This window comes from Zophobihabitans entericus, from assembly GCF_011745665.1.
Lineage (GTDB): Bacteria > Pseudomonadota > Gammaproteobacteria > Enterobacterales > Orbaceae > Zophobihabitans > Zophobihabitans entericus.
The window spans coordinates 2279550-2305538 of the sequence record NZ_CP050253.1 but is presented as its reverse complement, the minus strand read 5'-3'; the positions used below and the strand labels follow the sequence as shown (position 1 = coordinate 2305538).

Annotated in this window: 25 protein-coding genes; 13 read left to right on the top strand and 12 right to left on the bottom strand. The window is 39.1% G+C overall.

Going from position 1 to position 25989, the window contains the following annotated elements; all coding sequences use genetic code 11:
* Positions 1-105: 105 nt before the first annotated feature.
* The 3 genes from IPMB12_RS10470 to IPMB12_RS10460 all read right to left on the bottom strand — a co-directional run bounded on the left by IPMB12_RS10470 (position 106) and on the right by IPMB12_RS10460 (position 4141).
* Positions 106-1110: an amidohydrolase family protein gene (locus tag IPMB12_RS10470; protein WP_166917368.1), complete on the bottom strand. Its 1005-nt coding sequence runs from the start codon at positions 1108-1110 to the stop codon at positions 106-108.
* An 820-nt stretch (positions 1111-1930) separates the two neighbouring features.
* Positions 1931-2611, bottom strand: coding sequence for a response regulator transcription factor (locus IPMB12_RS10465; RefSeq protein WP_166917367.1), 681 nt, complete (start codon positions 2609-2611; stop codon positions 1931-1933).
* A complete protein-coding gene (locus tag IPMB12_RS10460) occupies positions 2612-4141 on the bottom strand; it encodes a sensor histidine kinase (protein ID WP_166917366.1) in 1530 nt (509 codons plus the stop codon).
* Between the two features lie 228 nt (positions 4142-4369).
* On the opposite strand from IPMB12_RS10460, the gene IPMB12_RS10455 reads away from it, so the two are divergent.
* Positions 4370-5758, top strand: a complete 1389-nt coding sequence (locus IPMB12_RS10455; protein WP_166917365.1) for a hypothetical protein — start codon at positions 4370-4372, stop codon at positions 5756-5758.
* 509 nt (positions 5759-6267) lie between these two features.
* On the opposite strand, the gene IPMB12_RS10450 is transcribed toward IPMB12_RS10455, so the two are convergent.
* Together IPMB12_RS10450 and IPMB12_RS10445 are read right to left on the bottom strand one after the other, a co-directional pair.
* Positions 6268-7602, bottom strand: coding sequence for a vWA domain-containing protein (locus IPMB12_RS10450; RefSeq protein WP_166917364.1), 1335 nt, complete (start codon positions 7600-7602; stop codon positions 6268-6270).
* A 179-nt stretch (positions 7603-7781) separates the two neighbouring features.
* A complete protein-coding gene (locus tag IPMB12_RS10445) occupies positions 7782-8543 on the bottom strand; it encodes a transporter substrate-binding domain-containing protein (RefSeq protein WP_166917363.1) in 762 nt (253 codons plus the stop codon).
* Positions 8544-8704: 161 nt separating this feature from the next.
* On the opposite strand from IPMB12_RS10445, the gene IPMB12_RS10440 reads away from it, so the two are divergent.
* The 9 genes from IPMB12_RS10440 to phoU all read left to right on the top strand — a co-directional run bounded on the left by IPMB12_RS10440 (position 8705) and on the right by phoU (position 16302).
* A complete protein-coding gene (locus IPMB12_RS10440; protein WP_166917362.1) occupies positions 8705-9169 on the top strand; it encodes a GNAT family N-acetyltransferase in 465 nt (154 codons plus the stop codon).
* 137 nt (positions 9170-9306) lie between these two features.
* Positions 9307-9537, top strand: a complete 231-nt coding sequence (locus IPMB12_RS10435; protein WP_166917361.1) for a YgdI/YgdR family lipoprotein — start codon at positions 9307-9309, stop codon at positions 9535-9537.
* 143 nt (positions 9538-9680) lie between these two features.
* Positions 9681-10385, top strand: coding sequence for a phosphate regulon transcriptional regulator PhoB (phoB, locus tag IPMB12_RS10430; RefSeq protein WP_166917360.1), 705 nt, complete (start codon positions 9681-9683; stop codon positions 10383-10385).
* Between the two features lie 12 nt (positions 10386-10397).
* Positions 10398-11681 (top strand): phosphate regulon sensor histidine kinase PhoR, encoded by a 1284-nt coding sequence (gene phoR / locus IPMB12_RS10425; RefSeq protein ID WP_166917359.1) that lies wholly within the window; start codon positions 10398-10400, stop codon positions 11679-11681.
* A 95-nt stretch (positions 11682-11776) separates the two neighbouring features.
* Positions 11777-12829 carry a phosphate ABC transporter substrate-binding protein PstS gene (gene pstS, locus IPMB12_RS10420; RefSeq protein ID WP_166917358.1) on the top strand — a complete coding sequence of 351 codons (1053 nt, stop codon included), beginning with the start codon at positions 11777-11779 and terminating at the stop codon, positions 12827-12829.
* A gap of 66 nt (positions 12830-12895) precedes the next feature.
* Positions 12896-13855, top strand: a complete 960-nt coding sequence (gene pstC / locus IPMB12_RS10415) for a phosphate ABC transporter permease PstC (protein ID WP_166917357.1) — start codon at positions 12896-12898, stop codon at positions 13853-13855.
* Positions 13855-14742 carry a phosphate ABC transporter permease PstA gene (gene pstA, locus IPMB12_RS10410; RefSeq protein WP_166917356.1) on the top strand — a complete coding sequence of 296 codons (888 nt, stop codon included), beginning with the start codon at positions 13855-13857 and terminating at the stop codon, positions 14740-14742. The genes pstC and pstA overlap by 1 nt, the downstream gene beginning before the upstream one ends.
* 27 nt (positions 14743-14769) lie before the next feature.
* Positions 14770-15534, top strand: a complete 765-nt coding sequence (gene pstB, locus IPMB12_RS10405; RefSeq protein ID WP_166917355.1) for a phosphate ABC transporter ATP-binding protein PstB — start codon at positions 14770-14772, stop codon at positions 15532-15534.
* Between the two features lie 54 nt (positions 15535-15588).
* Positions 15589-16302, top strand: coding sequence for a phosphate signaling complex protein PhoU (gene phoU, locus IPMB12_RS10400; RefSeq protein ID WP_166917354.1), 714 nt, complete (start codon positions 15589-15591; stop codon positions 16300-16302).
* A 681-nt stretch (positions 16303-16983) separates the two neighbouring features.
* Here phoU and IPMB12_RS10395 read toward each other — a convergent pair.
* The 4 genes from IPMB12_RS10395 to IPMB12_RS10380 all read right to left on the bottom strand — a co-directional run bounded on the left by IPMB12_RS10395 (position 16984) and on the right by IPMB12_RS10380 (position 19689).
* On the bottom strand, positions 16984-17790 hold the full coding sequence (locus IPMB12_RS10395; RefSeq protein WP_166917353.1) for an SDR family NAD(P)-dependent oxidoreductase: 807 nt from the start codon (positions 17788-17790) through the stop codon (positions 16984-16986).
* Between the two features lie 43 nt (positions 17791-17833).
* Positions 17834-18337 (bottom strand): hypothetical protein, encoded by a 504-nt coding sequence (locus tag IPMB12_RS10390; RefSeq protein WP_166917352.1) that lies wholly within the window; start codon positions 18335-18337, stop codon positions 17834-17836.
* A gap of 115 nt (positions 18338-18452) precedes the next feature.
* A complete protein-coding gene (locus IPMB12_RS10385; protein WP_166917351.1) occupies positions 18453-19193 on the bottom strand; it encodes a tRNA1(Val) (adenine(37)-N6)-methyltransferase in 741 nt (246 codons plus the stop codon).
* Position 19194: 1 nt separating this feature from the next.
* Positions 19195-19689 carry a thermonuclease family protein gene (locus IPMB12_RS10380; protein ID WP_166917350.1) on the bottom strand — a complete coding sequence of 165 codons (495 nt, stop codon included), beginning with the start codon at positions 19687-19689 and terminating at the stop codon, positions 19195-19197.
* Positions 19690-19878: 189 nt separating this feature from the next.
* On the opposite strand from IPMB12_RS10380, the gene brnQ reads away from it, so the two are divergent.
* Together brnQ and apt are read left to right on the top strand one after the other, a co-directional pair.
* On the top strand, positions 19879-21177 hold the full coding sequence (brnQ, locus tag IPMB12_RS10375; protein WP_166917781.1) for a branched-chain amino acid transport system II carrier protein: 1299 nt from the start codon (positions 19879-19881) through the stop codon (positions 21175-21177).
* A 145-nt stretch (positions 21178-21322) separates the two neighbouring features.
* The gene (apt, locus tag IPMB12_RS10370) at positions 21323-21874 is read left to right on the top strand and encodes an adenine phosphoribosyltransferase (protein ID WP_166917349.1); all 552 of its coding nucleotides are present in this window, start codon (positions 21323-21325) and stop codon (positions 21872-21874) included.
* Between the two features lie 954 nt (positions 21875-22828).
* On the opposite strand, the gene IPMB12_RS10365 is transcribed toward apt, so the two are convergent.
* Positions 22829-23563 carry a class I SAM-dependent methyltransferase gene (locus IPMB12_RS10365; protein ID WP_166917348.1) on the bottom strand — a complete coding sequence of 245 codons (735 nt, stop codon included), beginning with the start codon at positions 23561-23563 and terminating at the stop codon, positions 22829-22831.
* Positions 23564-23737: 174 nt separating this feature from the next.
* Between IPMB12_RS10365 and IPMB12_RS10360 the strand changes: the two genes are divergently transcribed.
* On the top strand, positions 23738-24328 hold the full coding sequence (locus IPMB12_RS10360) for an IMPACT family protein (protein ID WP_166917347.1): 591 nt from the start codon (positions 23738-23740) through the stop codon (positions 24326-24328).
* A 15-nt stretch (positions 24329-24343) separates the two neighbouring features.
* Here IPMB12_RS10360 and IPMB12_RS10355 read toward each other — a convergent pair whose 3' ends face one another.
* Both IPMB12_RS10355 and nfi read right to left on the bottom strand, forming a co-directional pair.
* The gene (locus IPMB12_RS10355; RefSeq protein ID WP_166917346.1) at positions 24344-25219 is read right to left on the bottom strand and encodes a DMT family transporter; all 876 of its coding nucleotides are present in this window, start codon (positions 25217-25219) and stop codon (positions 24344-24346) included.
* Positions 25220-25306: 87 nt separating this feature from the next.
* Entirely contained in the window at positions 25307-25984 is a 678-nt protein-coding gene (nfi, locus tag IPMB12_RS10350) for a deoxyribonuclease V (protein ID WP_166917345.1), read from the bottom strand.
* Positions 25985-25989 lie beyond the last annotated feature (5 nt).

Sequence of the window (25989 nt, the reverse complement as noted above, 5' to 3'; positions counted from 1 at the left end):
CTATTCCTGTTTCTTACTCTTAAGATTATATCTCAATGAATCTCAAAGAGTGATAAATATTGTTGTATAAATTGGTCTTCCATAAAGTTTTACTTATCAGGTTATTTATAATCCCAGAACTTTTCGTCCATTAGTTGTGGCGACTTTAACAATATTATCTAAGTCGGTATAACGACAGCCTGTAACAAGTAATTTTAGCTCTTCCCACATATCCCCATCAGAAAATGGCAGCATATAATCACCGATATTGTCTGTACCGATAGCGACCGGGATTCCAGCTTGAGAAAGCTCATCAACCGGAGTCAGTGAATTACGGGTTGGACCATGATCTTCACGACGCGGGCTATCAATCCAGGCAAAAGGACAAGCAATAACCATCATTTGTGCTTCTTTCATTTTCTTATATAGATTTTGACGATATTCAATATCATGAGCCGTAATTGAGATACTATGAATTGCTACTACTCGCCCATGCATACCATGTTCAAGGGTTTTATCGGTGAGTTGCTCTGTTTCACGCTCTTCCTGAGAGTTAAATTGATCAACATGTACGTGAGCCATCTTGCCCTGAGATTTAGCGGTTGTGAGCAGAATATCCAGATGTTCTGCACCTTTGCCATAATCACGTTCATCACGACGTGGCAGACCACCAATAATATCAACTAAGTCAGCCCCTTTATCAAACCAGTAGCGAGCTTCTTTATCAATAACACCTTTTAGCGTTTGATTCACAAGTTTAAAAGTAATATCACTTTTATAGGTTTCTTTCACTTTTAAAGCCGCCCGAATAGCGCGCTCTTCACATACCGGGTCAACGTCGATAAATGAACCTGCCGCAGTGACTCCCTGCTCTATCATTCGTTCTATTGCCATGCTGATATGGCGGTAGTAATCATCCTGACTCATAGAGCGTTTTAAGCGATCAACGGTATCCCACTTTTCCATTAAGGTTTGTTTTTGGTAGATATCAAAACTATCTCTGGTAATAGTAAAAGCCCGATCAGCATGCATATGGGAGTTAACCCAGCCACCACTTGCTTTAATACTATTCATTAAGAATGATTTTAGACTCTGATCACGGGTATTTAATAGCAGTTCACGATTTGTCATGGCTTCTCTCTCTGATGATTAAGGCAAATTTTGGGCAAAAAAAATCCTCCAAAAGGAGGAAGGAAAAATGAATAGGTGAGCTTCGTTCTGAGTATCGAGTAACAAAAATATTTCCCATAAAACAATTTCCCTAAACGACATAAGAAATAGACTCGAGGGGCTATTCTAAAGAGATTATTTTTCAGGTCAACACTAAAAAAAGAAAAAATATCTAAATAAATGAAAAGGTTAAAGTATTATTTTTGAGACAAATTTTATCTTTTTTAATAAAGTTAAGTTTATAATTAATTGATTTTATTGAATAAATTATTTAACGGATATTTTACTAAATAAAACTTGTCACAAAAATGAGACAAAGGGTATTTTTGTTGCGCGACATAGTCGCGCTTTTTAAGTTCAAGGATTTGCGTTGTTATGAGCATGGTGATGAGCGGGGAGCACGCCCCGCTGGCGTGATCTTTTTATTGGTGTCTGTCATTAGTGTGAGTTTAGGACGGACTGCGCCGCCTGCGCGCAATATTTTCTGTTTTGTTAGCAATTAGCGACTGGGAAGTATTGATTGATGGAGAGCGTACCTCATAGGTCTTAGCGAGTCCTCGAGCGGGTGCCTATGGGGTGCGCTAGGCCATCAAGTCTCACGGAACCGGCAACCACACCCTAAAAACATACCCGGGGGATGTCTCCCCCGCACACATCAAGCTAATATAAGCACAGAACAAAAGTGATTGCGCATGGGCGGCGTAGTCCGCCCCAACCCCATGCTAATAACAAACAACAAACTAAAACACGCTCGCGGGGCGTGCTCCCTGCTCATCCCCAGCTAATAACGATAACCAGCTCCATGTACAGTACGAATCAGCACCGGATTTAACGGATCCACTTCAATCAATTTACGTAGTTTAGAAATATGCTGATCCAGCGTTCGGCTATTTGGCATATGATCATATCCCCATGCGTAATCAAACAACATATCCCGGGTAACGACCTGATTCTTGTTTTTAGCCAGACATTCAATAATCTTCACTTCCCGTAGGGAAAGCTCGATAGTTTGCCCTGTTCGCTCTGCTTTTAACTCATTGGGATAAATTGTCAGATCACCAAAAGCAAAAGATTCTGACATATTAATAGCAGGTTTATTATGCAGACAACGCCTTGCAATTGTTTTAACTCTGGCTCGTAGTTCATGAATACCAAAAGGTTTATTAATATAATCATCAGCACCAAGTTCAAGCCCAACTACGCGGTCAATCTCCTCATCCTTGGCCGATAAAAAGACAATAGGAATAAGGTCATCTTGCTTACGAATTGCTTTACAGACACTATAACCGTCCAGCTCAGGCATCATAATATCTAAAATAACAAAATCAGGTTGAGTCTTTTGATAAAGCTCTAAAGCGATTTTGCCATTCGCGGCTTCAATAATGTCGTAACCTTCCTGTGACAGTACATCAACAAGGCCACGGCGAATATTATTATCATCTTCAGCAATTAAAATTTTCATCTATTTAGTCTCTTGGAGTGATAAAGATGTCGGTAAAATTAAAGAGAATGCCATTCCGGGCTGCTTATTCTCAGCAATGATTGTACCTTGCAGATTATCAGCCAATTGTTTAGCAATGGTGAGCCCTATTCCCGTTCCGGAAACCCCTTCTGTCTGAGCAGAATGCACCCGATAAAACGGTTTAAAAATCGATTTTAAAGCAAAACCCGGAATACCAGCACCATAATCACGTACAGTAATCTTGACCTGATTATCATTTATTTTAGTAATTGAGAGATCAACAGGTTTTCCTGCTGCATATTTTTCCGCATTACTTAAGAAATTACTGATAATTTGAATCACTTTATCATCATCCGTCATCACCTCTTGCTGGTTATCTGTCAATGGTGAAAAATTCAGTTGAGTTGATTTAGCCGCTAGAATGGGCTGGAAAGTCTGATAAATTTTCTCTATCAACTGATTAATGTTATGTGATTTAAAATAGGTTTTTGGTGATTTAGTAAAACTTAACACATTTTGTACTAAACGAGTCAGGCGCTGGCTCTCCTTACTTATCACATCAAGATATTCAGGTACCGGATTAGGCTCATCTTGTAAGTACTCTTTTAGCATTTCTGAATATAGCGTGATATTTGTCAGCGGTGTCTTAAACTCATGAGAAACCTGACCCACAAAATTAACCTGCTGACGAGCTTGTCTAAGTGTTCTGGTATATTCGCGGTAAGCATAAAGTGCTAAAGCACAAACTATCAGAATCACAAGCAGAATAAATCCACCACCAATTAAATAAAGCGTCATAAAGCTTTCTGACTGAGCATAGTAGCTCACCTGCCAGGTTTGTAACGGGTATTTTAACGCTTCTGTCAGAACGGGTTTATTATTGATAACCAGCTCATTATTTAAGCTCTCAAACAGAATCTTATCATTATCTTTGATGACAAATGATTCTGTGGTTGACTGATTATCTAAAACCTTAATCGTATCCAGCAAAAATTTAATATAAGAGACCTGAAAACCAATAATGGTCTCTTCTTTTTTGGCCCAATAGAGTAGTAATGCCTCATTATTGTCATAACTCATGACCCACCCCGCTTTTGGGTCAGATTGTTCTGAGTCCATATAGTGACTCCAGAGGATCGAGGGATCTTGCGCAATAGGCTCAATCATCTGTAACCAGCGCTGTTCTTTACTGCTCGCAGTATAATTTTGTGAATATTCAGGATAAGTAATCTGATTATCTTTAATAATAAAAATATTTTTTAGTTCAACTTCTTTGGGTAAAACTTGTTCTGGTTTCAGTTTATTTTGATAAAGATATTCAGCAATAACATCAAAATGGCTGGCTTTTTCTTTCAGCACACCCTCAACAGATAAAGAGATGTTTTCAATACGACTCTTGGCAAAGTTTTGACTTTGATATTGACGTAATAAGGCTTCGTGTTTAATCGTCTGAATACCTAAATAGAGGATAAATGCCACAAGTGCAGCAATAACGATAATAAAAAATAAGATACGCTTACTGATTTTCATGATGTACCTTGTCACCCTATTTAGACATTCGGAAAAGAGATTAACAAACTATTTGGTGTTAAGTGTACTCAAACCGTATTTATTTGTAAAAAGTTGTAAAAACATTATTTACTACACATAGATGAAGCAGGATAAAAAAATCTGACAAAAATATTATTTTATTCTCTGACTTAACTGTGAAATATCAGTATAATCACTTCAATTATTATAAATAAAAGGTTATAAGTTATGCGTTTATTCATTGCTTCTCTGTTTATTCTTTTATTGTCAAGTTGCTCTATGGCACGTACTGCTGAAGATGCCTTTAAAGAAGGACGTTATCTTGAAAGTGTTGAGCTGATTGCGCAATATATGGAAGAAACCGGACAAAGTAAGCTAACTGGTGATGATATTATTCGTTTCCAGACAATCATTCAGGGTGCCATGTCTCATTATGAGAATGATCTTTTAGCTGCTGATCGTACTGATTACGCCAGACGTATCGATGATTATAAAGCACTTCTCACCATGAAAAACCGCATAGGTAGTAAATTTTATAGCCAGCAGGTTTATTTCTTCAATAATAAATATGAAGTCCTTCAGTTGCGTCAATTGATTGCTGAAGAATATTATTTATATGGTAAATCTCTGAAACCACAAACCTCTAAAGAGTATTATCAGCAAGCCAGTATATATAAATCAGGCCTTGAGCAGTATAAATATAAAGATATTGAAACGCTTTATAACGCTAGTAATAAGAAATATATGGAGCTTGCAGCCAGCGAGTTTTATACTTTAGGACAGCAATTTGCTAAAGACGGTAGTTATAAAGAAGCCTCAGAACAATTCAAAAAAGCCAGTGATGTCTATAAACCTTTAGGAAAGTATAAAGATAGCCAGACGTTGTATGTTGAATATGATCGTAAGTATCGTACAGCAGAGGCCAAAGGTTTCTATCAACAGGCTCAGGCTTTAGCTAAAACCGCCAGAACCCATAAACAATATCGAGAAGTCGCCGATTTGTATAAGCAAGCAATCGATATTTATAAACCTTACGGGCAATATCTGGATGCCACTACTCTGCAAAAACAATATGCTGATAAAGGGATTGTTAAAATCTTTGTTGAATCATCTTATTACACCACACTGGTGCGTACTAAACTTGTAGCCACTTATGTGAAATTTGTGGATTCTTCCGCCGCTGCTGATGTGATTGTAAAAGCTGATGCTACAGAAAGCTACAAGCAAACACCACCACGTACTAGTGTTAATGCGATGAGTGAAAATGTGGTTGAGAAAGTGATGACATTAACTAACCCTGATGGTTCACAATATAAGCAAAACGTCTATAAAACGTATTATTTTAATCAACGAATTACCGAATCTCAAAATCAGTATACTGTCAAAACTACTGTTCGAGCTTACGGTGCGATCTCATACAGTAATTCAAATACTGTCACACGTAGTTCAAAACAAACCGAATATAAATATGAGGGTGATGTGCCAACTAATTATCGTAACTCAACGAGTGGTGAGTTATTAACGCGCAGTAAGTTATCAAATTTAGCGCTTGAAGAGGCCAAAAATACAGTCTATTCAGATTTGAATACGATTATTCAGTTGGTTAAAGAACTATAAGTTAGACTCTTTTTAGGTCATTGAAAACGCGACAAATTGTCGCGTTTTTTATTAAGGGTTATTTCGGGGAGCACGCCCCGGATGCGCGTTATTAGCATTGGGTTTAGAGCGGACTGCGCCGCCCTGGCGCAATCAGGTTGGTTCTGTGCTTGTATTAGTGTGGTGTTTGCGGGGGAGACATCCCCCGGAGATGTTTCTTTGGGTGTGGTTGCCGGTTCCGTGGGTTTGATGGCCTACCGCACCCCACAGGCACCCGCTCGAGGACTCGCTAAGACCTATGAGGTACGCTCTCCATTAATCACTGAACAAAAGCGATTGCGCATGGGCGGCGCAGTCCGCCCTAATCCCATGCTTATGGCAGACACCAATAAAAAAATCACTCCAGCGGGGCGTGCTCCCCGCTAAACCACCCTGCTAATAACAAACACAAGACAAAAAATATTGGCCTAAGTCCTAAAACCCAAGCCAATAATAAAAACTAACCTAAAAGAAATTGAAATTAAAAATAACTATTTATTGGTATTTTGTTTTAACTCATACTGAGATTCAGTCATCTCTTTCATAAAGATGCTTTGATCTTTAGTTTCCATCTCGTCTGCAAAAATCGCATTCGCTTCCACTCTGTCCATTGCACGAGTCACCGCCGGAGCTGACTGTAAGGTACTTGAAATAATACGTAATTTCTCTGTACTGTTATTCATCACTGCTTTTGCTTCTGCAACTTGCCCTTGATTATATAATTCAAGCGCACGTTCATTTTCCAGCGCCATTTTTTGAATTTCAGAATCAACCAAAACTGTTTCAATCACCGCTTCTTTGACCTTTTGTTCAGAACTTGAGTACTCAATCATCACTGTTTCAGTTTGGCTTTCTGATTGTCTTGTTGCCATGTTGTCATAACTTACCGTAACAGAAGCTAGTGGTTTCTTATCATTAGCATTACCCGTTGCAGGAATCACTTCAAGTAACGCGTACTTTTCCTGATTGGCATAGAGTTGATTCATGGTAATGGTAACTGTATTACCTCTGATTACCCCTTCACGGCCCAGTAAACGAACAGGTTTAACATTTTCATCTACCTTAATAGTGATAGTGACTTCCTGTGCCACAACTGACATTACTTCATCAAACTCTTTTACAAATGCTTTTTCCAGGTCTGATGCATCATTAATAAATACATGATTACCATCACTATAACCTGCAATACCTGCCATTAGTCTTTCATTATAACCAGCACCAATACCAATCGTTGTAATTGAAATACCTTGTTTAGCGGCAATAGTTGAAAGCTCAGCAAAATCATTTAAAGCCGTTGGACCAATATTTGCCTGCCCGTCAGAAAGTAAAATCACACGATTAACCTGTTCTTTATTTAAATACTTATCTAACTGATTAATTCCACGACTTAAACCAGCAAATAGCGCCGTCATTCCTTGTGGGTGTACTTTATCGTTAATGATTTTAATTAATGCTTCTTTATTCACGACAGGTGTCGCCGGAATTAACACTTCAGCATTGGTGTCATAAGCTACAACTGAAATCGTGTCTTGCTTATCCAGTAAATTAATCGCCAAAATAGCGGCATTTCTGGCTTGTACAATACGATCACCACTCATAGAGCTTGAACGGTCAATCACCAGAGCCAGATTAATCGGGCTGCGTTGCTCTGTTTCCCCTTTTGCTCCAGTTAAAGAAATTTTTAAATAGTTAGAATCTTGCTGAGTAGTAGAGATAATAGGAGAAGATAATTCAGAGCGAACGGTAATTTGTGTTTTTGCCTGAGCAGGGTTAACTAAAGCCGTTAACGTCAAACAACATACAGATAACAGAGTTTTTATTTTCATGATTATAGTCCTTGTTAGATAATCCGTATGTATTATGATTAACCTGATCTAAAAAGTTGTCTGAACTTTGTCCGTTTTTGTAAAATGGTGTAAAAGCTTGTAAAAAATCCCATATTAAATGGGATTCTTATATTTGGATATCTTTTTTTAAGCACCTAAAGACTTAAAGTACTAACAGATTAATGAGCTTTGATGCCCCATTTCTCTAGTAGCTCATCTTTATTCACTTCATTCAACCAGTTATTAATCGTTTGTAATAACTCAGGATTCTCTTTCTTTAGCATATAGACTTTATAGCTTTCAGTACCGGCGAATGGCTTGGTGGTTGCCATACATAATACACCCGGTTCGTTATGCTCGTAGTACATGCCTTCAATCAGGTCAGTGACCATCATATCAGCCGTTTTGTCACGCAGAGCCTGAATATTATCAAAGTTATCTTTTACACGAATAATTTGTGCTGTATGGATATTACCATTTACAAATGATTCATTAGTACCACCCGGATTAACCACAACACGCACATCTTCCTGATTAATAGCATCAATATCAGTGAGTTTTGGTGCTGACTGGCAGCTGGCTAAGGCAATTTTACCATTAGGCACCACTGACTCTGACAGTAGAAACTGCTGTGCACGGCCATTTGTATAAGTGACGCCACCCATCGCGATATCAAAATTATCTGCAGCTAAATCGGCTGAAAGTGTTGGCCAACTGCTTAATACAAATACTGGCGTTAGCTTCATTGTTTTAGCTAAATTTTTAGCCATATCAACATCAAAACCTGTTAAACGGCCATTTTCATTAAAAAAAGCCAGTGGTGCGTAATCACCCGGGACACCAATAAAAAGCATACCCGATTTCATGATTTCATCATTCGTTCTGGCCTGAGAAGTTTGAGCCAGTAAAATAAGTAATATAGAACAAATTAACTTTTTCATAACATTCCTTCATATGGATAATATTAAAGACACAATTTTTATATGGTTAATGTTGTAACATTGATATTATTGTCTCCATCAGATAAACAGTCTAGTTTTTTCTTATTTTCTTTTGAAGTGTTATAATTCTTCTAATTAAACTTCATTTAAAGAGATTTTACATGGCTGTTCGCCCTTTTCGGTCTGATGATGCTTCAACACTGGTAAATATTTGGTATGAAGCAGTTAAAGCGACTCATTTCTTTTTGACTCAACAAGATATCGATTTCTATTATGATCAAGTAAGAGATATTTATCTTCCTCAGCTTGATGTCTGGGTTTATGAAGACAATGGAATTATTAAAGGTTTTATCGGATTCTCTCAGGAAGATTCAAATCACAAAATTGAAATGCTGTTTGTTGATCCGAATTTTCATGGGCAACGTATTGGCAGTTCACTCATTACCTGGGCAAAAAGACGGATTAAAGGTTCTATTTTAGTTGATGTTAATGAAGAAAATCCGGCTGCTCATTTCTTCTATTTAAAGAAGGGATTTGAATTTATCGGACGCTCAGAACTGGACAGCTCTGGTCAGCCATTCCCGATTATTCATCTTCTTTATCAAAAAAAGATCAAAGCTAAATAATTCTCGTAATAAGATTGTCAAAGTAAATTGGAAGATCTACACTGAAAGTGCTGTAGTTAAAGAATAACATAGTAATAAGTTTAGTTACTGTTGCTGATGACTTAAAAATTAGCGACATATTATAAAGGAGATATAATATGAAGAGTAAATTACTGGCCACTTTAGTTATTACAGGAAGTATTGCCCTTTTAGGTGGCTGTGCTACCCCATCACAAATTACCATGAAAGATGGTACTGTTATTCGTACCGCAGATTCACCTAAGTTTGATGAAGATACCGGATTCTATCAATTCGAGATTTTAGAAACGGGTCATCCAAATAGTATCAATAAAGATGAAATTATCAGCATAGAACCACTTGCAGATTAATAGATTAAGCGTTTTACCTATCTAAATTATGAGAACAAATGAATAGTTAAGTGAAATTGTAAGATTATTGTCAATTTTCATAAAACTGTCATAAAAGTATCGCATAATTGTCGCAATGTTTTTCTTATACATGATGATAAGTTATGACAAAGACTATTTTAGTTATAGAAGATGATATAGCGGTAAGGTCGATGTTGAAGTTGTTGCTGGAACAACACGATTTTACCGTTATTGAAGCCGATGATTATAAGCGCGCTTTGACCCAGCTGCAAAGTGCGACTTATCATCTGGTATTACTGGACTGGATGCTACCCGGCGGTTCAGGTATTCAAATCATTAAATATATTAAGCAACATACCGATTTGGCCAGTATTCCAATCATTATGCTGACCGCAAAACAGATGGAAAATGATCGTATTACCGGCCTTAATGTCGGCGCGGATGATTACATCTCTAAGCCTTTTTCTAATAAAGAATTAATCGCGCGGATTCATGCTGTGATTCGTCGAACCTATCCGGAAAACTCGTCTAATATTATCGAACTTAATGGTCTGGTGCTTGACCCGGACTCTCATCGTGTAACATCTGGCGATACTGAATTAAAACTGGGACCAACAGAATTTAAATTACTGACCTTTTTTATGACTAAACCAGAGCGGGTATTTAGTCGTGATCAACTAATTGATCACATTTGGGGGCAAGATGTTTATATCGACGATCGTACTATTGATGTGCATATTGGACGATTACGTAAACAACTGGAAATCAGCGGGCATGAAAAAATGTTACAAACAGTGCGCGGTGCGGGCTACCGCTTTTCTGCTCATCAACATTCTATTCATAAGTAATTGGAGATTGTTTTGTTAAAACAATTATGCTGGCAACGTATTTTAATCGAACTCACTATTGTGATTACAATAGCGCTGATTCTTGGACTGATCATCGGTTATCCAATTACGACTCTATTGATCTTTTTATTTCTGCTACTTTGCTGGCATTTTTATAACCAAATCAGACTTTCTGGCTGGCTTTGGGGACAAAATAGTTTATATCCACCCAGTAGTTATGGCAGCTGGGATATTATTTTTTATGGTTTACATCGCAGACAAAAACGTCACCGCCAAAGACAAAATGAACTGGCTGAAGTGATTAAACGTTTTCGGTATGGTGTGGAATCTTTGCCTGATAGTATTATTATCACCGCTGCAGATGGGCGTATTGACTGGTGTAATCAGCTGGCTCAGTTTCAACTAAATATTCGCTGGCCTGATGATAAAGGACAAAATATTATCAACCTGATTCGTCAGCCTGAGTTTGCTCACTATATGCGTAGTAAAGATTTCTCTAAGCCTTTTACCCTGCTCTTTGGGCGTGGTTATATTGAGTTTCGAATTCTGCCCTATAGTCAGGGTCAATGGGTAATTGTAGTGCGTGATGTCGATCAGCTCTATCTGGCAGAAAAACTGCGCCATGACTTTTTCACGAATGCCAGCCATGAACTCCGTACACCCATTACAGTGCTGAAAGGTTACCTTGATATGTTTAGTGAAGGTCTGGTGAAGTCTGAGAAACAGGATGAAGTCCTCAATATTATGCAGGGACAGGTCTCCCGTATGGAACTACTGATTAGCCAGATATTAATGCTGAGTCAAATTGAGAGCGCACCAATTAAAGAGCAACTACAAAAAGTGAATATGCCAGAAATTTTACTGCAAATTCAAAATGATATCTGCCAGATTAATACCTCATATCACTTTATTTTTAATATTGATGAAAAGCTCTTGATTGAAGGACATAAAGAACAACTTTATAGCGCCGTCAGTAATCTTATTTATAACGCAGTAAAACATAATCCGGAAGGAACACAAATCACCGTTGACTGGAAACGCGCGACTTCAGGTGCTTATTTTAGTGTGACAGATACGGGTCCCGGGATTGAGGCTCGCCACCTGGCTCGTTTGACCGAGCGTTTTTATCAGGTTGATGCTGCCAGAACCAATAAAGCAGGCGGTTCTGGTTTGGGTCTGGCGATTGTCAAACATGCACTAATTAATCATTCAAATACTAAATTAGAAATAACCAGTGAAATGGGAAAAGGAAGCCGCTTTGCCTTTACGTTACCGACACGTTACATCATTAATTAAATTTTAGGATGACTGTCATATTTCTGTCATAACTTTTTACTATGATGGGCACGTTGGGTAGTTATTATGTTGGACATAACATTATTGGAGTCTATATGAAACGTAAATTACTAATATCTGCATTCACCTCAGCGGCACTTGTTTTTAGCGCATCAGCGCAAGCTAATGTAAACCTGACTGGTGCTGGTGCTTCCTTCCCTGCTCCGGTTTATGCAAAATGGGCAGACAGTTACTTTAAAGAAACCGGTAATAAAGTGAATTACCAGTCAATTGGTTCTTCTGGTGGTGTTAAACAAATTAATGCTTATACCGTCGATTTTGGTGCCAGCGATGCGCCACTTTCTGATGCACAACTCGCTCAGGACGATCTATTCCAATTCCCAACCGTTATCGGTGGTATCGTAATTGCCGTGAATATCCCTAATGTAAAATCCGGGCAAATGGTTTTGGATGGTAAAACACTGGGCGACATCTACTTAGGCAAAATTACTAAATGGAATGATCCGGCGATTGCTAAACTCAATCCTGATTTAACGTTACCAAATCAAACGATTAATGTTGTGCGTCGTGCTGATGGTTCTGGTACCAGCTTTGTATTTACCAGTTACTTAAATAAAGTAAATGAGCAATGGAAAGACAGTGTTGGCGCTGGCTCAACCGTTAAATGGCCAACCGGTATTGGTGGTAAAGGTAACGATGGTGTCGCGGCGTTTATTCAGCGTCTGCCGGGCTCAATTGGTTATGTTGAATATGCTTATGCAAAACAAAATAACTTAGCTTACACCAAACTCTACACTGCCGATGGTAAAGCGATTCTGCCATCAGAAGATAACTTTAGCGCAGCAGCTGATAAAGCAAAATGGGATGAATCATTTGCTCAGGACTTAACTAATCAGGCTGGTGATAATGCATGGCCAATTACTTCAGCAACTTTTATTCTGGTTCATAAAACTCATAAAGATGCAGCTAAGGCCGCTGAAGTGTTAAAATTCTTTGACTGGACGTATGCCAATGGTGCAAAACAAGCGACAGAGCTGGATTATGCAACTCTGCCTGATGCTGTAGTAAGTAAAATTAAAGCAGCATGGGCAACCGAAATTAAAGATAGTAATGGCAATACAATTTATAACAGTAAACTATCTCAATAAAAAAACATGACTAACAGGTGGCTCACACCACCTGTTCTTTTAACCATTTAATATATCGATATTAATATGATAAAAATAAAGTCACACAAACAGCGCTCTCCGGGTAAATGGGGAGATATTGTTTTTGATACTCTGGTCAAATGCTCAGGGATTTTGGTACTCCTGCTACTCAGTGGGATTATTATCTCTCTTATCATTTCTTCATGGCCAAGTATCAGAGAATATGGTTTCTCATTCATCTGGCATAAAGAATGGGACGTGCCTGCGCAAGAATTTGGGGCCTTAGTTCCCATCTATGGAACACTGGTTACCTCTATTATTGCTCTGGTGATTGCTGTCCCGGTAAGCTTTGGGATCGCCCTGTTCCTGACTGAGCTATCCCCTAACTGGTTACGACGTCCGCTTGGTATTGCCATTGAGCTTTTAGCCGCTATTCCAAGTATTGTTTATGGGATGTGGGGACTGTTTGTCTTTGCGCCCCTGTTTGCTGTTTACTTTCAAATGCCGGTGTCAGAGGTCCTTGCCAGTGTCCCTATTTTAAATATCTTTTTTACTGGTCCAGCCTTTGGGATCGGTATTCTTGCAGCCGGAATTATTCTGGCAATTATGATTATTCCTTATATCGCCTCTGTTATGCGTGACGTGTTTGAACAAACGCCAGTGCTTATGAAAGAAGCAGCTTATGGTGTAGGTTGTACAACATGGGAATGTATTCGTCACGTCGTTCTACCTTACACACGTAATGGTGTTATTGGTGGTATTATGCTTGGTCTTGGTCGCGCCTTGGGTGAAACGATGGCGGTTACCTTTATCATCGGTAATACTTACCAGTTAGACAGTTTGTCACTCTTTATGCCAGGTAACAGTATTACTTCCGCTCTTGCTAATGAATTTGCAGAAGCTGAACCTGGACTACATACCGCGGCACTAATGGAACTGGGACTCATTCTATTTGCTATCACATTTATTGTTCTGGCTCTATCTAAACTGCTTATTTTAAGACTAAATAAGAAGGAGGGTCGATAATGAACTTAACATCACAACATCGATCTTCTGATAAAGCATCACAAATCAGACGCTTACAGATTTGGCGAAAGATTAAAAACAAAATAGCCATTTCTCTATCGCTTTTTACTATGGCATTTGGTCTGTTCTGGCTAATCTGGATCTTATATTCAACCTTCACAAAAGGATTTGATAGCCTGTCATGGTCAATTTTTACAGAAATGACGCCTCCGCCTAATACTGAAGGCGGTGGTTTAGCGAATGCTATTGCCGGTAGCTTCTTACTCATTATCTGGGCAACTGTTTTTGGGACACCGCTTGGAATTTTAGCGGGTATCTATTTAGCTGAGTATGGTAAAAAATCAGTACTTGCCGAGTGTATTCGTTTTATCAATGATATTTTACTTTCAGCACCGTCTATTATTGTTGGCTTATTCGTTTATATGTTAGTTGTAACACGTATGGGGCACTTCTCTGGCTGGGCCGGAATTATCGCCTTAACGCTGATTCAGCTACCTATTATTATTCGAACCACTGAGAATATGTTACTGCTGGTGCCAAATACACTGCGTGAAGCAGCGTATGCTTTAGGTGCTCCGCGCTGGAAAGTGATTTTAAAGATTACGTTAAAAGCATCAGTGTCGGGGATCGTCACCGGGATCTTACTGGCGATTGCACGTATTGCCGGTGAAACAGCGCCGTTACTCTTTACCGCCCTATCCAATCAGTTCTGGAGTACGGACCTGAATAACCCAATTGCCAACCTGCCAGTGACTATTTTTAAATTTGCGATGAGTCCATTTATTGAATGGCAGCAACTAGCGTGGGCTGGTGTATTACTGATTACTTTGTTTGTATTATTCCTGAATATTATGGCTCGTATTCTGTTCAGTCAGAAAAAGCGATAATGAATTCGTGCAGCGTTAAGGACAATTATGATGTCAAATGAAACAAAAATTAAAGTCAATAATCTTAATTTTTATTATGATAAGTTTCATGCATTAAAAAATATCTCTATTGATATTAAAGAAAATAGTGTTACGGCATTTATCGGCCCTTCCGGCTGTGGTAAATCGACACTACTACGCACCTTTAATAAGATGTATCAGCTTTACCCTGAGCAGCATGCTACCGGAGAGATTTTATTAAATGATAATGATATTTTAACCAGTAGTCAGGATGTGTCATTACTGCGTGCGCAAGTAGGTATGGTATTCCAGAAACCGACTCCTTTCCCGATGTCAATCTATGAGAATATTGCCTTTGGGATTCGCTTATTTGAAAAGCTGTCACGGGCAGAGATGGACGAACGTGTTGAATGGGCATTAACGAAAGCTGCGCTGTGGGATGAAGTGAAAGATAAGCTTAATCAAAGTGGCTATAGCTTATCTGGGGGTCAGCAGCAACGTCTGTGTATTGCTCGTGGTATTGCTATTCGTCCTGAAGTGTTACTGCTGGATGAGCCTTGCTCTGCACTGGATCCTATCTCAACAGGTCGTATTGAAGAACTGATAAGTGAACTAAAATCTGAATATACGGTACTGATAGTAACTCATAACATGCAGCAGGCAGCGCGTTGTTCGGATTACACTGCGTTTATGTATTTAGGTGAATTGATTGAATTTGGTGATACCGATTCTATCTTTACCACCCCTAAAAAGAAACAGACAGAAGACTATATCACCGGTCGTTATGGTTGATTTTCGGATATGTTTGGAACGTATTGATGACATTTTTTTATTGAGGCGAATGAAATGAACTATTTAGGTAAACATATTTCGGGTCAATTTGATGCAGAATTAGCACATATTCGAACACAAGTTATGGTGATGGGCGGATTGGTAGAGAGCCAGCTGGCAAATGCTATCAGTACGGTTTCTAACCATGATCAGGAGTTAGCCAATAAGGTACTGGCCAGTGATCAGGAAGTCAATCAAATGGAAGTTAAGATTGATGAGGCCTGCGTCAGAATTATTGCTAAGCGCCAGCCAACGGCCAGTGATTTGCGTCTAATTATTGTTATTATTAAGACCATTGCTGAACTGGAAAGAATTGGTGACTCAGCTAAAGATATTTGCCAGGTAGCACTCCAAAACTTTCCAGAGGAACATAAATCAATTTTAGCGGGTCTGGATACCATGGGTAATCATGTGGTTCAGATGCTGCATGATGTGCTTGATGCCTTCACTAGAATGGATCTGAATGAAGCGATTCGCGTTTATAAAGAAGATAAGCGTATTGGTCAAAACTATGAGGCGATGATTCGCCAGTTGATGACCTTTATGATGGAAAATCCGCGCTCTATTCCAAATATTATCAGCGTGTTGAACTGTACTCGTTCTATTTTAAGAATCAGTTCACGTTGCCAAAATATTTGTGAGTTTATTTTCTATTTCATTAAGGGACAGGATTTCAGACACGTCGGGGATGATGTGATTGAGGCGTTGATTGCGGATAATAAGGTGTAAGAATTTTATGGGGCAGACTATGCCGCCCGTGCGCAATATCTTTTGTTCTGTGTTTGTATTAACATGGCGATCGGCGGGGAGCACGCCCCGCTAGCGTGATCTTTTTTGGTGTGGTTGCCAGCTCCGTGAACTTGATGGCCTACCGCACCCCATAGGCACCCGCTCGAGGACTCGCTAAGACCTATGAGGTACGCTCTCCATCAATCACAGCATCTGAGATGTAGCTAAAAAAGAAATAACACCTTATATTCACTTGACACTCAAGACAGATAAAACTAATACTTTTAAGAATTTAAGAATTTAAGAATTTAAGAATTTAAGAATTTAAGAAATTTTTTATTCAGATTCTTTTAGATAGTGGTTTCTTGATATTGAGAAACTATTTTGAGACATCACCAGAGCCTTGATTGATGGAAACCATACTTTAGAGGTCTTAGCGAGTCCCCGAGCGGGCGCCTCTATGGTATGGTCAGGCATCAAGCCCACGGAACAAGCAATATCACCAAAAACATTGCGCACGGGCGGTGCAGTCCGCCCCAAACCCCATGCTAATAACAAACACAAAAAAGCGGTTACTCATGGCAACGCAGTTCGTCCTCAATCATACAATACCCGAAAAAAACCACGCCAGCGGGGCGTGCTCCCCGCTACTCACCTACTTATAGCTAACACCAGACAAAACTACATGAATCGATCAGCCCCACCCGATGCTTCAATCGTCTGGCCTGTTACAAATTGATTACGATTAGACAGTAAAAACGCTGCGATAGCTGCAATATCCTCCGGTTTACCAAATCGACCAACCGGTGTTTTTTCCTTTCCAAGGATTGCCATAATCTCTTCATCGCTCTTACCTGCAATCTCCGGACGTCTGGCCCGGACATTTGGCAGCATATTGTTGGCCCAGTTCTCTGTTGTGACCGCGCCAACACCAATAGCGTTGACTAAAATCCCACTCGGTGCAATATCCAGCGCTAAACTACGTGTCAGATTATTAATAGCAGCACTTAAGACATGAGAGACCGTTAACTGCGGATTAGGATAGAGCCCACCAATAGAGGAGATATTCACAATACGCCCCCAGCCCTGTTTTTGCATTTCAGGAATCACCGCGCAGCAAAAGCGACGCATAGCTGACAGTTTTGTGGCGGTCATACTTTCCCAGTCTTCTTCTGAAGCAGAAAATAAATTCCCGGCATGAGCTTTGCCAGCATTGTTAACCAATAAATCAATGCTCTCAAAAACGTGTTTAGCCTGAGAGACAACCTGTGTCGGGAAATTGATATCAGTCACATCACCTGCAATAGCTAATGTTTTAATACCATATTGCTCAGATAGCTGATTGGCTGCATCAGTCAGCGTCTTTTTAGTTCTGGCTACCATGATTAGGTGCACACCATTATCTGCCAGTTCCTGACAAATACTAAAACCAATCCCGGTACTTGCTCCGGTCACTAAGGCTACTTTATTTTTAAGCTGTAGATCCATGGTATCTCCTGAAATGTCTTCTTATCATCAATTCACAGTATTTTTAATTAATAATGGTAATCTGCTCAAATCGTAAATGATGCATTAGCTCACGCAAAATCAACAGTGACGTAGCAAACTCATGTTCTGCTGGTAAATTTTCCTGTGTTGCCGGGCGGCCAGAAACAATATCAGCAAACCGGTTAAAGGTTCTTTCCAGTGCCTCAATGCTCAGTACCATCACTTCTGACTGGTGAACATCTGAAAGCAGTGCAATATCATGGATGATCTTATCTGAGGTAATCAGCTGAGTACTGGCTGGCAATTGTTTTGCGATAAGCATAATCTCGTCTTCAACCAGCGTAATTGCGTGTTCTATTTCATAAGGTGTTGGAGGATTGTGTTTAAAGCAGGTCTCTGCCGTTAATTCATACCCTGCTTTTAGAATTAAAGTGAGCCCTTCTGGTTCAGAGGTAAGAATGGTTTGTCGTTTATCGATGGTTAATAACGTAACAGGATAACTGGCTAAATGCATTTTGACAGTAGGATGATCAATAAGTGTATTCATGTTCTTAGTCCTAAATAACAACATGTCTTTATCATACTACAAATCGATGGAAGCGTTTATCTGTTACAGTAATTTTTATCAATCAATAAATACTAATAACGAATAAATAAAAATACTATTCTGATTTAAATCTTAGATAAAAGTCCTGCATTAAATCAGCAAATTCCATAGTGTAAGAACTGTCATTATGTCTCATACACAGTTCAGACTCTTTTTTTGTTTGTTGCTGCTTAGTTAACATCAGTAACGCTAACGAGTAGTCTTTATTTTCGGAATATTTTACTTTAACAAGTTCAGCTAAGTACCAGCCCATATTCTGAGCTAGTTGAATAAACTCATCGGTAATTAACCACGGTAAAACTAAACAGAATCTCCCGTCAGATGTAGACAGTTTATATGCTGCCAGCAATAACTGAGCGTGATTTAAACTGTCAGTATAACGAGCGTTCTGCCTCTGTTCTGTACGACATTCAACCGCGGTGGCAAAATAGGGAGGATTACTTACGATTAAATCGTAATGTGATGAAACCTGCTCTGCATAATCGATCACAGAACCACAAATCACATTTATTAATTGAAATGGTGAACTCTGGCTATTTTCCCGGCACTGCTCAGTGGCCTGTTCATCAATATCAATACCGGCAATTTGAGTCACTGTATGCTCAAGTCGTTGAGCCAGCATAAGAGCAATGACGCCGCAGCCGGTACCAATATCTAAAACGCGAGCAGGCACAGGTTCAACAGGAACCCATGCCCCAAGTAAGGCACTGTCAGTGGTGATTTTCATCGGGCTTTTGTCATGAGCGACAAAAAAACGCTGAAAAGTAAATCCGTTCGCAGGTAAAGTGACAGACATCTTAGTGATTCTGACGCCATACCCAGGGTGGTGTTGGCTTATTACCTTGCCAAAGTCCCAGTCCCTGCTCTTTCGCTTGTTCTTCAAAACGTTTATATTCAGGATTATTGACAACACCTTTATACTGATATGCCCAGGCATAACCTTGTTTAACCTGTTCGGCATTCACATTAATACCGTTAGCAAAAATGGTACCCAGTACACGATCGTAAACGTCTTTTCCACTCACAGTGACAGAAATCTCTTTATCTAACACTAATTGAGCTAAATTCAAGCGAGATTTTTGTGAATAGGCTTGCCCTCTTTCTGGTGCATCAATGTCCAGCAAGCGAATTTTAATCTGTTCTTTATCGACTAACAAAATAACCGTGTCACCATCAATAACTTTAACAATTCTTCCGGTTAACGGTGCTGTTGAAGAATCTGCCCATCCCTTAAAACTAACAAAAAATAATAAAACAAACGAGATAACAATATTTTTATAATTAAAGATCATGTGATTATTACCAGTATATCTCAGCTTAGAGGCAATCTATTCTATGTCTTGTTCACAATTTTCGCAAAATTTTAATAAGAAAAAACTACATTTTTCTGTATAGATGGTAGAATTTCGCTGAAATATTTAAATTAGGAATTTATAACAGTGCCAAAATCATCTTCTCTTCATGTTATTTTTATTGGGATAATGCTATTCGCATTATTCTTCGGAGCCGGTAATTTAATCTTCCCTGTCATGCTTGGACAGCTCTCAGGTGAATATGTCTGGATAGCCAGCCTCGGCTTTGTCTGTACCGGTGTATTTTTACCCCTGCTTGGTGTTATTGCCTTAGGGTTTTCCGGTGAAAGTGACTTTTTGAAAGTATCCCAACGTGCAGGTGTGATTTTTGGTATTGTATTTGCAACCAGCCTTTATCTCTCGATCGGCCCTTTATTTGCGATGCCAAGAACGGGTAGCGTATCTTATGAGATAGGTATCCGCCCTTTTATTAATCCTGAATACTCAAGTATTGCCCTGCCGATTTTTACTGTGATCTATTTTGGACTGTGCTGTTTACTTTCAATCAATCCAAACCGTATTGTGGATATTGTCGGTAAATTCTTAACGCCCCTAATGCTACTATTTATTGCAATTTTAGTGATCAGTACGGTTATCTCCCCAATGGGTGAGCCTATTGCCGCAGTGACCCCAGCCTATCAGGAAAATGCTTTCTTTACCGGATTTACTAATGGTTACCTGACCATGGATACCTTAGCATCCTTCATCTTTGGTATTATCGTTATTTATAGTATTGCGAAAATTGGTATTAAAAGCCGCAGCAGTATTCTTTCTGCCTGTATTAAAGCCAGTCTGATTGCTGGTTTCTTACTGGCGGTTGTTTATGTGTCACTGGCTTATATTGGTGCAACATCAGTGACAGCTATTGGTGTTCAGGAAAATGGCGGACAAGTTTTATCAAAAGTTTCTACACTGTATTTTGGTGTTGGTGGTAATGCTGTCTTAGGTGTTATTGTTCTGATGGCGTGTTTAACCACTAGTATCGGACTAACAACGGCTTGTTCTAACTACTTCCAAAAATTGATTCCATCAATTTCTTACCGAGCTTATGCGGTATTATTCTCAATTATTAGTGCCTTGTTTGCTAATGTTGGTCTTACTCAGCTAATCTCTATCTCTGTCCCTATTTTATGTATTGTTTATCCATTAACGATTGTGCTTATTATCCTGACCTTTACACATAAAATGTTTGGTGGTAAAAAGCTGGTTTATATCGGTGCGATGTACTTTACGTTATGTATCAGTATCTTTGATGGTTTTAATGCCGCAAATATCGAGTTCCCGGCGATCAACCAATTATTTGATAAATACTTACCACTTTACAGTGATGGTGTGGGCTGGATTGTACCGGCATTTGTTGGTGGAGTACTTGGTTATTTTGTTGATATTCTTTGTTTCACCTCTAAAAGAACAAAAATATCTCAATAAATACCCCTTATTTATATTAATAAAGCCAGCTTAATGAGCTGGTTTTTTATTTTGTTTTAGTCTATTTGTGTATTGCATTTCCAAAAATAGCTTTGCATAATAGCGGCTTCGTCTAATTTAATTAAAAGAAGAGACAACTTATTTTATGAAATCTTTATCTGAAAAATTATCTTTTATTAAAGATAGCATTATCACTATTCCTGATTATCCAAAACCGGGGATTCTGTTTCGTGACATCACCAGTTTACTTGAAAATCCGGAAGCATTCAGATTAACGATTGAGTTGCTTGTCGCTCACTACAAAGATAAAAAAATTGATAAAGTCGTTGGGACAGAAGCGCGTGGTTTTATCTTTGCAGCTCCTGTTGCTCTGGCTCTTGGTGCTGGGTTTATTCCGGTACGTAAACCTAAAAAGTTACCGCGTCACGTATTTAAAGAAGAATATCAACTGGAATACGGTACAGATACGTTAGAAATTCACACTGATGCAATCAATGCGGGTGAAAAAATCCTGATTATTGATGACTTACTAGCAACAGGTGGTACTGTTTCTGCTACAGCAAATCTGATCAGAAAATCAGGTGGCATTGTTGAAGACGCAGCATTTGTTATTAACCTACCAGACCTTGGTGGTGAAAAGAAATTAACTGATATGGGTGTGAACTGTTTCACTCTGGTTAATTTTCTTGGTGAGTAATTAAATCTTAACCAATTGTTATTAAACAAATAATCAAGATTATTTTCAAATAAAAACTGCAATAAAATCAAATAGTTATAAAATAAGGTTTATTGCAGTTTTTCCAAGTAAATCATAGCCTTACCCTATCGACCATCTCAAAATCATAATATCCACAATAATGATGTATTAAGTTGCGCGACACTGTCGCGCTTTTGGATCTTAGAGTCGTGAAATCATTAGGTTATTTGAGTTGCGCGACGTAGTCGCGCTTATAGATCTTAGAACGGTGAAGATCATTAGCCTGCGTGTGAGCTTACCGGTACTATTCCGATGCGCTGAACATGCAAGCCATGTAACGCTTACTCCATAGCACCGATAAGCTCAGTCTATATCCAATAGGATTCACTGATAAAAGATTAAAAGATTAAAAGATTATATTTTAGATTGGGTCGGGTTGAGAGTTGTTATTTTAAGTTCTGGTATTAAGAATTATAAATCTTATATGAGTTTATATTGCGCGGCAGTGTCGCGCTTTTTAGATCTTAATCCTATAATTTTCCTAATCTTTATTTTATGATTTAGCTAATTGATTTTAATATTCTATTTAGAGTTACAGCACAGTTGCTCTGATTGATGGAGAGCGTACCTCATAGGTCTTAGTGAGCCTGACGAACGGGCGCCTATGGGGTGCGGTAGGCCATCAAGCCCACGGAGCTGGCAACCGTTCCTAAAGAAACATCTCTGGGGGATGTTCCCCCACAAACACCAAGCTAACAAAAACATAGAACAAACCTGATTGCGCATGGGCGGCGCCGTCCGCCCTAAGCCCATGCTAATAACAAACACCATAAAAAGAATACACGCCTGCGGGGCGTGTTCCCCGCCAAACACCATGCTAATAACCACACCACTCTTCAGTTGCGCGACGCAGTCGCACTTTTAGTATGAAATCATTCATAAAAATAATTCTCTTTACTTCTTCCGACAACTCACCAGTAACATCATTGGACGCCGTAACTCATAACTCATTCCCGGAACTGTCGCTAAAAGATGTTCATTTGGCTGTGGCTCTACAATCCCGGTAATCTCAAACCCCATTTGCAATAATGTATTTAGATAAGTTGTCAGTGTCTTATGATACTTAATCACTTCCTCACCCAAAAACTGAGTATGATGAACACCTTCAGTAAAATAACCATCAACTGGCCAGTGTTTAATTTCCCCGGACTCATCCCGGTACCAGTCCTGCGTTCCATACGCAGTAAAAACCGGATGCTCTACCGAAAAGATGAAATCCCCTTTAGCAGCTAAACAAACAGAAACTTTACGGCAAATATCCTCAAATGATTGAACATAGTGAAATGCCAGAGAACTCAGCACAATATCAAAACTATCTTCAGGAAACTGAATCGACTCAATTGGCATCTGCTGGTATTCAACCTGTTTAAAAGTATTCATCTCTCTGGCTTTTTGCAGCATCTTCTCAGAGATATCTACCCCAACCGCTGATTTCGCTCCCTGCTCCATGGCATAAATACAGTGCCAGCCATAACCACACCCCAGATCGAGCAATCTTTTACCCTTAAAATCAGGTAACATCGACTTTAATGTATGCCATTCACCAGCAGCTTCCAGCCCTTGTTGTGAGCGTGCCATTTGATGGTATTTATTAAAAAATGTCTCGTCATCATATTTATTTTGTTGCATATATTTATTGCTTCCTTTTAACGAATTCCTTTTACTAAAAATCCTTAAAATATAATCAGGTATTGTAAGACCTTCTCATGGATTTGTTAAATACTATGCAGATTGCGGGTTTCCTCTACTGATAATTTCTCCTATAATCCTAAGCCATTCACTTCTCATCAGACATATAGCTCCATGACCTTTACCTTAGTTGAACCTTATCAGTGGCAGGAAGAAATTAAAAAAAGTCGCTTTTTAGTGCGGAGTGCTCCTGTAACCACAACTGAACAGGCTCAACAATTTATTCAGGCAAATAGTGATGCAACAGCTAATCATAACTGCTGGGCATGGAAGATAGGTCAACAGTATCGTTTTAGTGATGATGGAGAGCCATCTGGCACTGCCGGTCGTCCTATCTTATCGGCTATCGAAGGTCAGCAAATAGATGAGGTTGTTGTGCTGGTTATTCGCTGGTTTGGTGGCATAAAACTGGGGGCCGGCGGGCTTATTCGTGCTTATGGTGGATGTGCTGCCCACTGTTTGCAGTCGGCACCACTAAAACCCATTATCCTCAGACAACATTATCAATTTTCCTGCCACTATCATGAATGGCCAATTCTGGAAAATCGTTTACGTGATTTTGATGTGATCATTGATGAACAAATTTTTGGCACGCTAGGCCCAGCCATTAAAATGGCAATTCCGACAGAAGAAGCTAAGTTATTTCAGGAGACTCTCGTTAACCTGACTAAGGGACGAGAATCTCTGACAATTCTTGATAAGTAATCTCTAAGATAATTATTATTGTGGTAAATGGCGTCTGAAAATCAGTCTCTTAATATCCACTGTTGCAAAGAAAATACCGCCAATAACTAACAGGGATCCAATAATCTTAAAAATATTCACCTGTTCATTCAAGAGTAAAATACCAAATAAAACTGAAAATACCGGACTTAATAGTGAAAATGGAATCACCTGGTTAATCGGATACTTCTTCAATAACCAATACCAGATAGAATACGCGAAAATAGATGAACCTATTGCGCTATAAAATACTGCAAACCAGCCATTCCATGAGGCTTTTTGTAATGCTTCAAGCTGCCCTGATTCAAAAATAAAAGAGGTAAAACCCACAACCGGAATAGAGATAAAAGAAACCCAGGCTGTTAATGTTAAAGGCGGAATATTAGCCGCTTTTTGCTTAATAATCACATTGGTCACAGCCCAGCCCAGCGCACTACCTAATAGTAAAATAATAATAGGAATTGGTGGCATACTTGGGCTACCTGCCAGTGTAACAACGCCAACAAATGAGATGAAGATACCGATAATTTGTTTTAGTTTGATTTTTTCTTTCAAAAACACACACGCCATAAGGATAGCAAAAGGTGTTCCAAGTTGAGTCAGAATGGCACTAATCCCAACTTCTGCATATTGCAGACTCACAAATAACAGAGAGAAATGCATCAGTCCAAAAGTAAAGGCCAGTAAGACCACAACTTTTAGCTGCTCTTTACTCACACGGGTAAATGGCACCACTAAAATGGCCACTACCACAAAGCGTAGTGTCACTAAACAAATAGGAGGTATCTCAACACCGCCGAGTTTTACGGCAATATTGTTATAAGCCCATGTGATAACTACCACAAGCGCAAGAAAGTAGGAAGAAAGTGACACGGGAAGCTCTTTTATAATTAGGAATGATTTAAGCCGTATAATATAGATCTTTCGTATCTTAAATGGAATGTCTTAACCGGTTTTATTTTAGCTATTCTCTGCCAGATAAGTTTGAAATAGCTTTTTATTGGAAGCAAAGGCATCAGCAAAACGTGTTGGCTCTGGTAAACGGTAACCTTTTAAACATTTCTCTACCCAGTTTAGTGCTGTATTATGACTGATTCGATGCCCGGCTGAAATATATAGAGGATTACAACGTTTTTTACTCCTTAACACCCAGCCAATTTGCTCTTGTTTATCAATTAAGGCAACGTGGCTCCCGACTTCTTCTGGTAAAATGTCATGTTTACCGCACAAACGATTTTTTGCTACCCCAATAGTTGGAATATCAAGCAGCAGTCCTAAATGGCTGGCAATACCAAGACGCCTTGGATGAGCTACACCCTGCCCGTCAACAAACAGTAATTGTGGTTTCTGTTTAAGTTGCTGCCAGGCTTTCAGTAAAGCCGGATATTCACGGAAAGAGAGATAACCCGGAATATAAGGCATGGTAGTTGGAATACGGGCAATTTGATATTCCATCACTTCAAAACTTGGATATTTAAGTACCACAATAGCCGCTCTGGTGATTTCACCATCCTGCTCAAAGCCCACATCAGTCCCACCAATTAAAAAATTTGTTTCAGGTAATGAAAAATCATCAGAGAGAATAACCTGCCCGGCTTTACTTAATTGTTCAGCTTTTAATTGTTGTATATCTAACATCTTCC